8 protein-coding genes are annotated in these 14,189 nt (G+C 58.4%); 5 read left to right on the top strand and 3 right to left on the bottom strand.

The window, feature by feature from the left end; all coding sequences use genetic code 11:
* Positions 1 to 50 precede the first annotated feature (50 nt).
* A complete protein-coding gene (gene rpoB / locus QSK43_RS05025) occupies positions 51 to 4,187 on the top strand; it encodes a DNA-directed RNA polymerase subunit beta (RefSeq protein ID WP_332302509.1) in 4,137 nt (1,378 codons plus the stop codon).
* A 182-nt stretch (positions 4,188 to 4,369) separates the two neighbouring features.
* Positions 4,370 to 8,578: a DNA-directed RNA polymerase subunit beta' gene (gene rpoC / locus QSK43_RS05020; RefSeq protein WP_045024940.1), complete on the top strand. Its 4,209-nt coding sequence runs from the start codon at positions 4,370 to 4,372 to the stop codon at positions 8,576 to 8,578.
* Positions 8,579 to 8,714: 136 nt separating this feature from the next.
* Here the strand turns inward: rpoC and QSK43_RS05015 are convergent, their stop codons facing one another.
* From QSK43_RS05015 to QSK43_RS05005, 3 genes are all read right to left on the bottom strand, one after another.
* Positions 8,715 to 9,800: a helix-turn-helix transcriptional regulator gene (locus tag QSK43_RS05015; RefSeq protein WP_332302508.1), complete on the bottom strand. Its 1,086-nt coding sequence runs from the start codon at positions 9,798 to 9,800 to the stop codon at positions 8,715 to 8,717.
* Positions 9,801 to 9,897: 97 nt separating this feature from the next.
* Positions 9,898 to 10,248, bottom strand: a complete 351-nt coding sequence (locus QSK43_RS05010) for a VOC family protein (RefSeq protein WP_332302507.1) — start codon at positions 10,246 to 10,248, stop codon at positions 9,898 to 9,900.
* Positions 10,249 to 10,259: 11 nt separating this feature from the next.
* On the bottom strand, positions 10,260 to 10,553 hold the full coding sequence (locus tag QSK43_RS05005; RefSeq protein ID WP_045024935.1) for a hypothetical protein: 294 nt from the start codon (positions 10,551 to 10,553) through the stop codon (positions 10,260 to 10,262).
* A gap of 529 nt (positions 10,554 to 11,082) precedes the next feature.
* Here QSK43_RS05005 and rpsL point away from each other — a divergent pair.
* The 3 genes from rpsL (at position 11,083) to fusA (ending at position 14,136) form a co-directional block, all read left to right on the top strand.
* A complete protein-coding gene (rpsL, locus tag QSK43_RS05000; RefSeq protein WP_003507760.1) occupies positions 11,083 to 11,454 on the top strand; it encodes a 30S ribosomal protein S12 in 372 nt (123 codons plus the stop codon).
* A gap of 77 nt (positions 11,455 to 11,531) precedes the next feature.
* Positions 11,532 to 12,002: a 30S ribosomal protein S7 gene (gene rpsG / locus QSK43_RS04995; RefSeq protein ID WP_045024933.1), complete on the top strand. Its 471-nt coding sequence runs from the start codon at positions 11,532 to 11,534 to the stop codon at positions 12,000 to 12,002.
* Between the two features lie 34 nt (positions 12,003 to 12,036).
* On the top strand, positions 12,037 to 14,136 hold the full coding sequence (gene fusA / locus QSK43_RS04990) for an elongation factor G (RefSeq protein ID WP_045024931.1): 2,100 nt from the start codon (positions 12,037 to 12,039) through the stop codon (positions 14,134 to 14,136).
* Positions 14,137 to 14,189: the final 53 nt, after the last annotated feature.

Here is a 14,189-nt window from a genome sequence, read left to right as displayed (position 1 = left end):
CATCGGTTCCCGTCCGTTGCAGGCCCGGATGCAATTTTAAAGGAGCGACGATGGCTCAGACCCTTTCGTTTAACGGTCGCAGGCGCGTACGCAAGTTTTTCGGCAAAATTCCAGAAGTAGCGGAAATGCCGAACCTCATCGAGGTTCAGAAGGCTTCGTACGACCAGTTTCTCATGGTTGACGAGCCCAAGGGTGGCCGTCCCGACGAGGGATTGAATGCCGTATTCAAATCCGTATTCCCGATCACCGATTTTTCCGGTGCGTCCATGCTCGAATTCGTTTCCTACGAATTCGAAGCACCGAAGTTCGACGTCGAGGAATGCCGTCAGCGCGACCTGACCTATGCTGCGCCGCTGAAAGTGACGCTGCGTCTCATCGTGTTTGATATTGACGAGGATACAGGCGCGAAGTCCATCAAGGACATCAAGGAACAGTCCGTATACATGGGCGATATGCCGCTCATGACCAATAACGGCACGTTCATCGTCAACGGCACCGAGCGCGTCATCGTTTCGCAGATGCATCGTTCGCCGGGCGTGTTCTTCGATCACGACAAGGGCAAGAGCCATTCTTCCGGCAAGCTGCTCTTCGCTGCGCGTGTGATCCCGTATCGCGGTTCCTGGCTCGACATCGAGTTCGACGCCAAGGACATCGTCTATGCGCGTATCGACCGCCGCCGCAAGCTGCCCGTGACCTCGCTCCTGATGGCGCTCGGCATGGATGGCGAAGAAATCCTGTCGACCTTCTATACTAAGGCTTCCTACGAGCGCGCCGGCGATGGCTGGCGGATTCCGTTCCAGCCTGAGGCGTTGAAGAATGCCAAGGTCATCACCGACATGATCGACGCCGATACCGGCGAAGTCGTTGTCGAAGGTGGCAAGAAGCTGACCCCGCGTCTTATCCGTCAGCTCGTCGACAAGGGCCTGAAGGCACTCAAGGCGACCGACGAAGACCTCTACGGCAACTTCCTTGCCGAAGACATCGTCAACTACTCGACGGGCGAAATCTATCTCGAAGCCGGCGACGAAATCGACGAGAAGACGCTCGGCCTCATTCTTCAGTCCGGCTTTGACGAGATTCCGGTCCTCAACATCGACCACGTCAATGTTGGCGCCTATATCCGCAACACGCTCTCCGCCGACAAGAACCAGAACCGCCAGGAAGCGCTGTTCGACATCTATCGCGTCATGCGTCCGGGTGAACCGCCGACGATGGACTCGGCGGAAGCCATGTTCAACTCGCTGTTCTTCGATAGCGAGCGTTACGACCTTTCGGCTGTTGGCCGCGTGAAGATGAACATGCGTCTCGACCTCGATGCGGAAGACACCGTGCGCACGCTGCGCAAGGAAGACATCCTCGCGGTCGTGAAGATGCTGGTCGAACTGCGCGACGGCAAGGGCGAAATCGACGACATCGACAACCTCGGCAACCGCCGTGTGCGTTCGGTCGGCGAGCTGATGGAAAACCAGTACCGCCTCGGCCTTCTGCGCATGGAACGTGCGATCAAGGAACGTATGTCCTCGATCGAAATCGACACCGTGATGCCGCAGGACCTGATCAACGCGAAGCCGGCAGCTGCCGCCGTTCGCGAATTCTTCGGTTCCTCGCAGCTTTCGCAGTTCATGGACCAGGTGAACCCGCTTTCGGAAATCACCCACAAGCGCCGTCTTTCGGCTCTTGGACCGGGTGGTCTGACCCGTGAGCGCGCCGGCTTCGAAGTCCGCGACGTTCACCCGACCCACTATGGCCGTATTTGCCCGATCGAAACGCCGGAAGGCCCGAACATCGGTCTGATCAACTCGCTTGCCACCTTTGCCCGCGTCAACAAGTACGGCTTTATCGAAAGCCCGTACCGCAAGATCATCGACGGCAAAGTGACGACCGACGTGATCTACCTCTCCGCCATGGAAGAGGCCAAGTACTACGTCGCACAGGCCAATGCCGAACTCGATGCCGAAGGCACCTTCGTTGAAGAGTTCGTCGTTTGCCGTCACTCGGGCGAAGTCATGCTCGCACCGCGCGACAACATCAACCTGATGGACGTTTCGCCGAAGCAGCTCGTTTCGGTCGCGGCGGCTCTCATTCCGTTCCTGGAAAACGACGACGCCAACCGCGCTCTCATGGGCTCGAACATGCAGCGTCAGGCCGTTCCGCTTCTGCGGGCGGAAGCGCCGTTCGTCGGCACCGGCATGGAACCGATCGTTGCCCGTGACTCCGGCGCTGCCATTGCGGCTCGCCGCAGCGGTGTCGTCGATCAGGTGGATGCGACCCGTATCGTTATCCGCGCTACGGAAGACCTCGATGCAGGCAAGTCGGGCGTCGATATCTACCGTCTGCAGAAGTTCCAGCGTTCGAACCAGAACACCTGCGTCAACCAGCGTCCGCTGGTCTCCGTAGGCGATCTCATCTCTAAGGGTGATATCATCGCGGACGGCCCGTCGACCGATCTCGGCGATCTGGCGCTCGGCCGCAACGCGCTCGTCGCGTTCATGCCCTGGAATGGCTACAACTACGAAGACTCGATCCTGATGTCGGAACGTATCGTTTCCGACGACGTGTTCACCTCCATCCACATCGAAGAATTCGAAGTGATGGCGCGTGACACGAAGCTTGGTCCGGAAGAAATCACGCGCGACATTCCGAATGTTTCGGAAGAAGCGCTGAAGAACCTCGACGAAGCCGGTATCGTTTACATCGGTGCGGAAGTTCAGCCGGGCGACATCCTCGTCGGCAAGATCACGCCGAAGGGCGAAAGCCCGATGACGCCGGAAGAAAAGCTTCTGCGCGCCATCTTCGGTGAAAAGGCTTCCGACGTTCGCGACACCTCCATGCGCATGCCTCCGGGCACGTTTGGTACCGTTGTGGAAGTCCGCGTCTTCAACCGTCACGGTGTGGAGAAGGACGAGCGCGCGATGGCTATCGAGCGCGAAGAGATCGAGCGTCTGGCGAAGGACCGCGACGACGAACAGGCTATCCTCGACCGTAACGTCTACGGCCGTCTGATCGACATGTTGCGTGGTCAGGTTTCCATCGCCGGTCCGAAGGGTTTCAAGAAGGGCGTCGAGCTTTCCAACGCCATCGTCTCCGAATATCCCCGCTCGCAGTGGTGGATGTTCGCGGTCGAGGACGAAAAGGCTCAGTCCGAACTGGAAGCGCTTCGCGGTCAGTACGACGAATCCAAGTCGCGCCTTGAACAGCGCTTCATGGACAAGGTCGAAAAGGTCCAGCGCGGCGATGAAATGCCTCCGGGCGTCATGAAGATGGTCAAGGTCTTTGTTGCTGTGAAGCGCAAGATCCAGCCGGGCGACAAGATGGCCGGCCGTCACGGTAACAAGGGTGTCGTCTCGCGTATCGTTCCTGTCGAGGACATGCCGTTCCTCGAAGACGGCACGCACGTCGATATCTGCTTGAACCCGCTCGGCGTGCCTTCGCGCATGAACGTCGGCCAGATCCTCGAAACCCACCTCGCATGGGCATGCGCAGGCATGGGCAAGAAGATCGGCGAGATGCTCGAAGAGTATCACAAGACGCTGGACATCAGCGAGCTTCGCACGGAGCTTACCGAAATCTATGCGAGTGAATCGCATGACGAGGTAAAGCGCTTTGACGATGCGTCGCTGGTCAAGCTTGCCGAAGAAGCCAAGCGCGGTGTTTCCATCGCGACCCCGGTCTTCGACGGTGCGCATGAGCCAGACGTTGCTGCGATGCTGAAGAAGGCAGGTCTGCATGAATCCGGTCAGTCCGTTCTTTATGACGGTCGTACCGGTGAGCAGTTCGACCGTAAGGTCACCGTCGGCTACATGTACATGATCAAGCTGAACCACCTTGTCGACGACAAGATCCATGCTCGCTCGATCGGTCCTTACTCGCTCGTTACCCAGCAGCCGCTGGGCGGCAAGGCGCAGTTCGGCGGACAGCGCTTCGGGGAAATGGAAGTCTGGGCTCTGGAAGCATACGGCGCGGCTTACACGCTGCAGGAAATGCTCACCGTCAAGTCGGACGACGTAGCGGGCCGCACCAAGGTCTATGAGGCAATCGTCCGTGGCGACGATACCTTCGAGGCCGGTATCCCCGAGAGCTTCAACGTTCTCGTCAAGGAAATGCGGTCGCTCGGTCTTTCGGTCGAACTGGAGAACTCGAAGATCGAGAACCAGTCCGAGGATCAGCTGCCTGACGCGGCGGAATAAAGAGTAAGAGAGGCGGGCGCCTTTTTGGCGCCTGCCGGTTTCCCCGGCAGCCGGCGGTTGCTGTGGGACACTTTCGCCGCATTGTGCGGTTAATCCGTATTTAAAGCTCTGGACGGTGACCCGGGAAGAAGCCGGTCCAGATGCAAACAGGGGCAGCAGCTAGCCTCTCAAGGAGACAAGGCATGAACCAAGAGGTCATGAATCTTTTCAATCCTCAGGTGCCTGCGCAGCATTTCGATTCCATCCGGATTTCGATCGCTTCGCCGGAAAAAATTCTGTCGTGGTCCTACGGCGAGATCAAGAAGCCGGAAACCATCAACTACCGTACGTTCAAGCCGGAACGCGACGGTCTTTTCTGCGCGCGCATCTTCGGACCGATCAAGGACTACGAGTGCCTGTGCGGTAAGTACAAGCGCATGAAGTACAAGGGCATCATCTGCGAAAAGTGCGGCGTCGAAGTTACGCTGTCGCGCGTTCGCCGCGAGCGCATGGGCCATATCGAGCTTGCTGCGCCTGTTGCCCATATCTGGTTCCTGAAGTCGCTTCCTTCGCGTATCTCGACGTTGCTCGACATGACGCTGAAGGATGTCGAGCGCGTTCTCTATTTCGAGAACTACATCGTCACCGAACCGGGCCTCACCTCGATGAAGCAGAACCAGCTTCTGTCCGAGGAAGAGTACATGATCGCCGTTGACGAATTCGGCGAAGACCAGTTCACCGCCATGATCGGCGCTGAAGCCATCTACGAGATGCTGGCTTCGATGAACCTCGAAAAGATCGCCGGCGACCTGCGCGCCGAGCTTGCCGAGACCACGTCGGAACTCAAGCAGAAGAAATATATGAAGCGTCTCAAGATCGTTGAGAACTTCATGGAATCCGGCAACCGTCCGGAATGGATGATCATGAAGGTCGTTCCGGTTATTCCGCCGGACCTTCGTCCGCTGGTTCCGCTGGATGGCGGTCGTTTCGCGACGTCGGACCTTAACGATCTCTATCGCCGCGTCATCAACCGTAACAACCGTCTGAAGCGCCTGATCGAGCTTCGCGCGCCGGGTATCATCATCCGCAACGAAAAGCGTATGTTGCAGGAATCCGTCGATGCGCTGTTCGACAACGGCCGTCGCGGTCGCGTCATCACGGGTGCCAACAAGCGTCCGCTGAAGTCGCTCTCCGATATGCTCAAGGGCAAGCAGGGCCGCTTCCGCCAGAACCTTCTCGGCAAGCGCGTCGACTATTCCGGCCGTTCGGTCATCGTGACCGGCCCGGAACTGAAGCTGCACCAGTGCGGCCTGCCGAAGAAGATGGCGCTCGAACTGTTCAAGCCGTTCATCTATGCCCGCCTCGACGCCAAGGGTTACTCCTCGACCGTCAAACAGGCCAAGAAGCTGGTTGAAAAAGAAAAGCCGGAAGTCTGGGATATCCTCGACGAGGTCATCCGCGAACATCCGGTCCTTCTGAACCGCGCACCGACGCTGCACCGTCTGGGTATCCAGGCCTTCGAACCCATGCTGGTCGAAGGCAAGGCCATCCAGCTGCATCCGCTCGTCTGCACGGCCTTCAACGCCGACTTCGACGGCGACCAGATGGCCGTTCACGTGCCGCTTTCGCTGGAAGCCCAGCTTGAAGCCCGCGTGCTGATGATGTCGACCAACAACATCCTGCATCCGGCAAACGGCCATCCGATCATCGTTCCTTCGCAGGACATGGTTCTCGGCCTGTATTACCTGTCGATCATGAACCAGAACGAGCCCGGCGAAGGCATGGCCTTCTCGGATATCGGCGAATTGCATCACGCGCTTGAAAACAAGGTCGTGACGCTGCATGCCAAGATCCGTGGTCGCTTCAAGACCGTGGATGCCGACGGCAAGCCGGTATCGAAGATTTATGAAACGACCCCCGGCCGCATGCTCATCGGCGAACTTCTGCCGAAGAACGTCAACGTGCCGTTCGAGACCTGCAACCAGGAAATGACCAAGAAGAACATCTCCAAGATGATCGACACGGTCTACCGTCACTGCGGCCAGAAGGACACGGTGATCTTCTGCGACCGCATCATGCAGCTCGGCTTCTCCCACGCCTGCCGCGCCGGCATTTCGTTCGGCAAGGACGACATGGTCATTCCGGACGCCAAGGTGAAAATCGTCGGCGATACGGAAGCGTTGGTGAAGGAATACGAACAGCAGTATAACGACGGTCTCATCACCCAGGGCGAAAAGTACAACAAGGTTGTCGACGCCTGGGGCAAGGCAACCGAGAAGGTCGCCGAAGAAATGATGGCGCGCATCAAGGCTGTGGAATTCGACCCGGAAACGGGCCGTCAGCTGCCGATGAACTCCATCTACATGATGAGCCATTCGGGCGCCCGCGGTTCTCCGAACCAGATGCGTCAGCTCGGCGGCATGCGCGGCCTGATGGCCAAGCCCTCGGGCGAAATCATCGAGACGCCGATCATCTCGAACTTCAAGGAAGGCCTGACCGTTAACGAGTACTTCAACTCGACCCACGGTGCCCGTAAGGGTCTGGCAGACACCGCCTTGAAGACCGCCAACTCCGGTTACCTGACCCGTCGTCTCGTCGACGTGGCGCAGGATTGCATCGTCAACTCCGTGGATTGCGGTACCGACAAGGGCCTCACCATGACCGCCATCGTCGATGCCGGTCAGGTTGTTGCCTCGCTCGGCGCACGTATCCTCGGCCGTACCGCGCTGGATGACATCGATCATCCGGTGACCGGCGAGCGCATCGTCAATGCGGCGAAGCTGATCGATGAGGCCGATGTGGTCGAAATCGAGAAGGCCAACATCCAGTCCGTCCGTATCCGCTCGGCGCTGACATGCGAAGTGCAGATCGGCGTTTGCGGCGTCTGCTACGGTCGCGACCTTGCACGCGGTACTCCGGTCAACATGGGCGAAGCCGTTGGCGTCATCGCCGCACAGTCGATCGGTGAACCGGGCACACAGCTCACCATGCGTACCTTCCACCTTGGCGGTACGGCAAACGTGGTCGACCAGTCGTTCCTGGAAGCATCGTATGAAGGTACGATCCAGATCAAGAACCGCAACATCCTGCGGAACTCCGATGGCGTTCTCATTGCAATGGGCCGTAACATGTCGGTCACCATTCTCGATGAGCGCGGCGTGGAACGTTCCTCGCAGCGTGTCGCTTACGGTTCGAAGATCTTCGTGGATGACGGCGACAAGGTGAGGCGTGGCCAGCGTCTTGCAGAGTGGGACCCCTACACCCGTCCAATGATGACGGAAGTGGAAGGCACCGTTCACTTCGAGGACCTCGTCGACGGTCTCTCCGTTCTGGAAGCCACCGACGAATCCACCGGCATCACCAAGCGTCAGGTTATCGACTGGCGTTCGACGCCGCGCGGTTCTGACCTCAAGCCGGCGATCATCATCAAGGATGCTTCGGGCGCTGTTGCGAAGCTTAGCCGTGGTGGCGAAGCCCGCTTCCATCTGTCCGTAGACGCCATTCTGTCGGTTGAACCGGGCACCAAGGTCTTCCAGGGTGACGTGCTTGCACGTTCGCCGCTGGAAAGCGCCAAGACCAAGGACATCACCGGTGGTCTGCCGCGCGTTGCCGAACTCTTCGAAGCACGTCGTCCGAAGGATCACGCTGTCATCGCCGAAATCGATGGTACGATCCGTCTCGGTCGTGACTACAAGAACAAGCGTCGCGTTCAGATCGAGCCTGCTGAGGACGGTGTCGAGCCGGTCGAATACCTGATCCCGAAGAGCAAACCTTTCCATCTTCAGGAAGGCGACTACATCGAGAAGGGTGAATACATTCTCGATGGCAACCCGGCACCGCACGACATTCTGGCGATCAAGGGCGTAGAGGCTCTGGCCTCCTACCTCGTGAACGAAATCCAGGAAGTCTACCGACTGCAGGGCGTTGTGATCAACGACAAGCACATCGAAGTGATCGTTCGCCAGATGCTGCAGAAGGTTGAAGTCACCGATGCGGGCGACAGCCACTATATCGTTGGCGACAATGTCGATCGTATCGAGCTTGACGACAACAACGACCGCCTGATGGAAGAAGGCAAGAAGCCTGCCTATGGCGATCCGGTTCTGCTTGGTATCACCAAGGCTTCGCTGCAGACGCCGTCCTTCATCTCGGCCGCATCGTTCCAGGAAACCACAAAGGTTCTCACGGAAGCTGCGATCGCCGGCAAGACGGACACGCTGCAGGGCCTCAAGGAAAACGTCATCGTCGGCCGCCTCATCCCGGCCGGTACCGGCGGCACCATGACGCAGATCCGCCGCATCGCCACCTCGCGCGACGACCTCATCCTCGAGGAACGCCGCAAGGGTACGGGTGCAGGTTCTGCAACGCAGATGCTGCAGGACATGACGGATCCGGCTACGGCCGCCGAATAAGGCAGTGCAGGGCAGGGGCTTTGCGAGGCCCCGCCAAAGTTAAATGGAAACGCCCGGAGCAATCCGGGCGTTTTTTTTGTTCCGGAAAGATTCGAGGCCCGGTCTGGTCTTTCAGATTGCCGGCGGCTTCACGAGATCAGCTCTGTTCGCCGATGGTGTAGCGCGTCAAAACGGAAAGCTGGCGAACGAGGTCGGTCTGGCCGGTGCTGCCGGTTTTTGCATAGATAGACTTGGCGTTGCTGCGAACCGTTTCGTGGGAAATTTGGAGTTGCTTCGCCACGGAAGGCAATGAAAGGCCCTTCATGATTTCCACGGCGACACGGGCTTCGCCCTTGGTCAGATCGTAAAGTCCCTTCAGCAGCGGCGTGGCATCGGCAATGGTGCCCGTTGGCTGCGATATCAGCAGGATGGCGCTGCCGTTCGGGGAGAGATCCAGCGCGTCCTTGCGCAGCGGTATGACATGAAGGATGCAGGCCCTGTCTTCGCTGGTCGGCAAAGGGAAGGAACTGACGCCATGCCCGGCGAGCGCCTTGTAGAGCAATCGGTTTAATCTCTCGTCGAAGATTAAAATCCTGTCGCGGGCCCGGATGGAAATACATTTCTTGATCGTCTGAAACAGGTTGTTGGCGGAAAGAACGCGTCCGCTTGCCTGTAGCACCGCTGCCGGCGCGCCGATCGCGTTGAGGCCGAGCGTCATGGCGTCGGCCTTCTGGCGCTGCAACTGTGTTGCCAGCGTGAGGCTGCGGGCGATATGCGGCCTCAGCCAGCCGAGCGCCGCCATGGTCTCCGGGCCGATGACGCCACTGTCGAGCCTGCGTTCGAAGAGTATCGTCATTTCAGGATGGTCCGGTGGAGCGACCTGCGTCGCCACGCCATATCCCAGTCCGCGCGGCATGAGGAAATCGCGCACGATCGGCAGCCCCACCCATTCGGCATGGGTGAAAATATCGAAATCGTGCACGAAGGAAAATTGTCCCTCGCGGACGGCGCGGGTAAGGCGATCGTTGCGGTGGTTCCAGCCATCCTTCATGAAGGCTTGCATCAGTTCCTGGAAACTGGGCGTGAAGAGCCAAACTTCCTCATCGCCCTTGCCCCAGGTGAGGGCGCCGCCCCAGAAATCGAGCCGGTGGCCGATTGTGGCTAAGACCTTCGGCCAGCGGTCGGGGAAAAGCGCCGCCTCGTAGATGTCATCGATAATGTCTGCCGAAGATATATTATCCAACCCGCCACCGAAATATGCGCCTGGATTATTCTATGCTCATGTCTTTGCGTTATTCAATAGAAATACAAATAATACTACTATATTTATAGTATATATTCTATGAGTGACTTAATATATTAACAAGCTTGCCGAAGGGATCGCGCAGGAACAGGCGGCGGACGCCCCATATTTCGTTGACGGGGCCGTATTCGACCGGCAGTTCCGCTTTCAGGATTTTGGCGTGGACCTCGTCGAAATTGTCGACCTCGATGGAAAGGTCCGGGACGGCCGTGCCGGAACCGCCTTCGCGGGCGAAGCTGATCTGGGCCACCGTTTCAAGAGGACTTGCATAGGTCGCGATCCAACCGTGATCCATGGCGACGGTCATGCCGAGAATCTCACCATAGAAGACACCCGCCCCTGCAAGGTCGGGTGTCGCGATGTTGGCGACGATGCGCTTCACCGCCATCGGGGCCAGCCTCAGGCGAAACGGATGATGGCCACTTCGCCCTCGAGCGCACCCTGATAGGCGGAGGCGTGCGGCTCTTCATCCGGTACTTCGGTCAACATGCCGATCTGGTCGAGGTCCGCCTCGATGAAGCCCTCCTCGGAAAGCGCGTTCAGCGTTTCGCGCACGGCGGTATCGTCGTCCGGCGCCCGCAGAATGACGTGGATGTCGATGCCGTCGGAATTGTCGTGTTCGTAAGCCTTGCCGATGACGATGAAGACCATCGGCTCGTCGCGTCCGTTGTCGTTGTCGGGGAGGGTGGTCATGACGCGGTTCCTTGATATGTCGTTGTGGTGTGTGCGGGCCGGCCGGAATCGGTCTTGCACGCGGCAGGGCCAGCTCCGGCCCGCTTGAGGGAATCAATAGACGGATTTTGTGAAAAGCCAAAGGCCGGAGGTCAAAATCGCTGTTGTCGGCGATGACTTATGTTAGAAGGAGGGAGAAATGGCCTGCGCGCGGGCTTTGTGGCCAAGGGCGCCCGCGCAAAATGCGGATTCACCCTTGACGAAAGCTGGCTAAAACAGTAGTACGCCCGCCATCGGAGCCTCTGTGGGTGCTGGCCGTTTGGGAAGGTTTTTCCCGAACCTCATCTCAAACAGAACTCCATTGCACGTAGAAGACACGAATGTTGCACGCAAGACGCCTCATCCGGCGTCCTCTGCTCTTGGTGGTCCATCCGTGAAAACGGATCGGGCCACGTTTTGCGCATGAGGATATATGCGTGCTTCGTCGCCGGAAACGGCATAGCCGCCACCCGTGAGGGTGGCTAAAGTAGTTTTTGCAAGGGATGGTTATATGCCTACCGTAAACCAGCTGATCCGCAAGCCCCGCCAGGCACAGGTAAAGCGCAACAAGGTTCCTGCACTTCAGGAAAACCCGCAGAAGCGTGGTGTTTGCACCCGCGTTTACACGACGACCCCGAAGAAGCCGAACTCGGCTCTGCGTAAGGTTGCCAAGATCCGCCTCACCAACGGCTTCGAAGTCATCGGCTACATTCCTGGCGAAGGTCACAACCTTCAGGAACACTCCGTGGTCATGATCCGCGGCGGCCGCGTAAAGGACTTGCCGGGCGTGCGTTACCACATCATCCGCGGTGTTCTCGATACCCAGGGCGTCAAGAACCGCAAGCAGCGCCGTTCGAAGTACGGTGCGAAGCGTCCGAAGTAATTTTCGGCAACAACAATCAGGCGCTGCGCGAGGTTCTCCGCGTGGTTTAGCGTCAATAACATTGAGAGACAAAGAATATGTCCCGTCGCCATAGTGCAGAAAAGCGTGAGATCAACCCGGATCCGAAGTTCGGCGATCTGATCGTCACCAAGTTCATGAATGCCATCATGCTTCATGGCAAGAAGTCCGTTGCAGAAAGCATCGTTTACGGCGCGTTCGACGTCGTTCAGGGCAAGACGAAGCAGGAGCCGCTCGGCGTGTTCCATTCCGCCCTCGACAACGTTGCTCCGCACGTTGAAGTGCGTTCGCGCCGCGTTGGTGGTGCCACGTATCAGGTTCCGGTCGACGTTCGTCCGGAGCGCCGTCAGGCTCTCGCCATCCGCTGGCTGATCATTGCTGCTCGCAAGCGTAACGAAACGACCATGGTCGATCGCCTTTCGGGCGAACTCATGGACGCTGCGAACAACCGCGGTTCTGCTGTCAAGAAGCGTGAAGACACGCACAAGATGGCCGACGCTAACCGCGCATTCTCGCATTACCGCTGGTAATCTTAAACGGTCGCATATCGAAAGGCAGTCCATTATGGCTCGCGAATATAAAATCGAAGACTACCGCAATTTCGGTATCATGGCGCATATCGACGCCGGCAAGACCACGACCACCGAGCGTATTCTTTATTACACCGGTAAGTCGCACAAGATCGGCGAAGTCCATGATGGCGCTGCCACGATGGACTGGATGGAGCAGGAGCAGGAGCGTGGTATCACCATCACCTCCGCAGCCACCACGACCTTCTGGAAGGGTCGCGACGGCAAGATGCGCCGCTTCAACATCATCGACACCCCCGGCCACGTCGACTTCACCATTGAAGTCGAGCGTTCGCTGCGCGTTCTCGACGGTGCCATCGCTCTGCTCGACGCCAACGCCGGTGTAGAGCCGCAGACGGAAACCGTCTGGCGTCAGGCTGAGAAGTACAACGTTCCGCGTATGATCTTCTGCAACAAGATGGACAAGACCGGCGCTGACTTCTACCGCTCGGTAGAGATGATCAAGACCCGTCTCGGCGCCATCGCCGTTGTCATGCAGCTGCCGATCGGCGCTGAGACCGAGTTCAAGGGCGTTATCGACCTGATCGAGATGAACGCACTCATCTGGCGCGACGAGTCGCTCGGCGCTCAGTGGGACGTCGTTGAAATCCCTGATGATATGAAGGCCAAGGCTGACGAATATCGCGAAAAGCTGATCGAGACGGTTGTCGAAGTCGACGAACAGGCGATGGAAGACTACCTGAACGGCATCATGCCCGACAACGAGAAGATCCGCGCACTCGTGCGTCGCGGCACCATCGACGTGAAGTTCCACCCGATGTTCTGCGGCACCGCGTTCAAGAACAAGGGCGTTCAGCCGCTTCTCGACGCCGTCGTCGATTACCTGCCGTCGCCTGCCGACATTCCGGCGATCAAGGGCATCGACTTCAAGACCGAAGCCGATATCGAGCGTCATGCCGACGACAGCGAGCCGCTTTCCATGCTCGCCTTCAAGATCATGAACGACCCCTTCGTCGGTTCGCTGACCTTTGCCCGTATCTACTCGGGCAAGCTCGAAAAGGGCACATCCGTCATCAACACGGTCAAGGACAAGCGTGAGCGCGTCGGCCGTATGCTGCAGATGCACTCCAATTCGCGCGAAGACATCGAAGAAGCCTTTGCTGGCGACATCGTTGCTCTGGCCGGCCTCAAGGAAACCACCACTGGCGATACGCTCTGCGATCCGCTGAAGCCGGTTATCCTCGAGCGCATGGAATTCCCCGAGCCGGTCATCCAGATCGCGATCGAGCCGAAGACCAAGGGCGACCAGGAAAAGATGGGCCTCGCGCTCAACCGTCTGGCTGCTGAAGATCCTTCGTTCCGGGTCAAGACGGATGAAGAATCCGGTCAGACGATCATCGCAGGCATGGGCGAACTTCACCTCGACATTCTCGTTGACCGTATGCGTCGCGAGTTCAAGGTTGAAGCAACCGTCGGTGCTCCGCAGGTTGCCTACCGTGAAACCATCACGCGTCAGCACGAAGAAGACTACACGCACAAGAAGCAGTCCGGTGGTACCGGTCAGTTCGCTCGCGTGAAGATCGTCTTCGAACCGAACCCTGAGGGCGAAGAATTCAAGTTCGAGTCCAAGATCGTCGGTGGTGCTGTTCCGAAGGAATACATCCCGGGCGTTCAGAAGGGTATCGAAAGCGTTCTGTCTTCCGGTCCGCTCGCTGGCTTCCCGATGCTCGGTGTCAAGGCGACCCTGATCGACGGCGCATACCACGACGTTGACTCCTCGGTTCTGGCGTTCGAAATCGCATCGCGTGCCTGCTTCCGTGAAGCAGCAAAGAAGGCTGGTGCACAGCTTCTCGAGCCGATGATGAAGGTCGAAGTCGTGACCCCTGAAGATTACGTCGGTGACGTGATCGGCGATCTGAACTCGCGTCGCGGTCAGATCCAGGGTCAGGAATCGCGTGGCATCACGATCGTGATCAGCGCGCACGTTCCGCTCGCGAACATGTTCAAGTACGTCGACAATCTGCGCTCCATGTCGCAGGGCCGCGCGCAGTACTCGATGACGTTCGATCACTATTCGCCGGTTCCGTCGAACGTGGCGCAGGAAATCCAGGCAAAGTACTCCGGTCAGAAGTGATCGGGGTACGCCCCATCAGAGATTTGAAGATTATTCCCGTCAAGGGACAAGAA

Origin of the sequence: Rhizobium sp. GR12, from assembly GCF_036596185.1 — a bacterium.
Taxonomy (GTDB): Bacteria; Pseudomonadota; Alphaproteobacteria; order Rhizobiales; family Rhizobiaceae; genus Agrobacterium; species Agrobacterium nepotum.
This window is presented reverse-complemented; position numbering and strand designations above follow the sequence as displayed.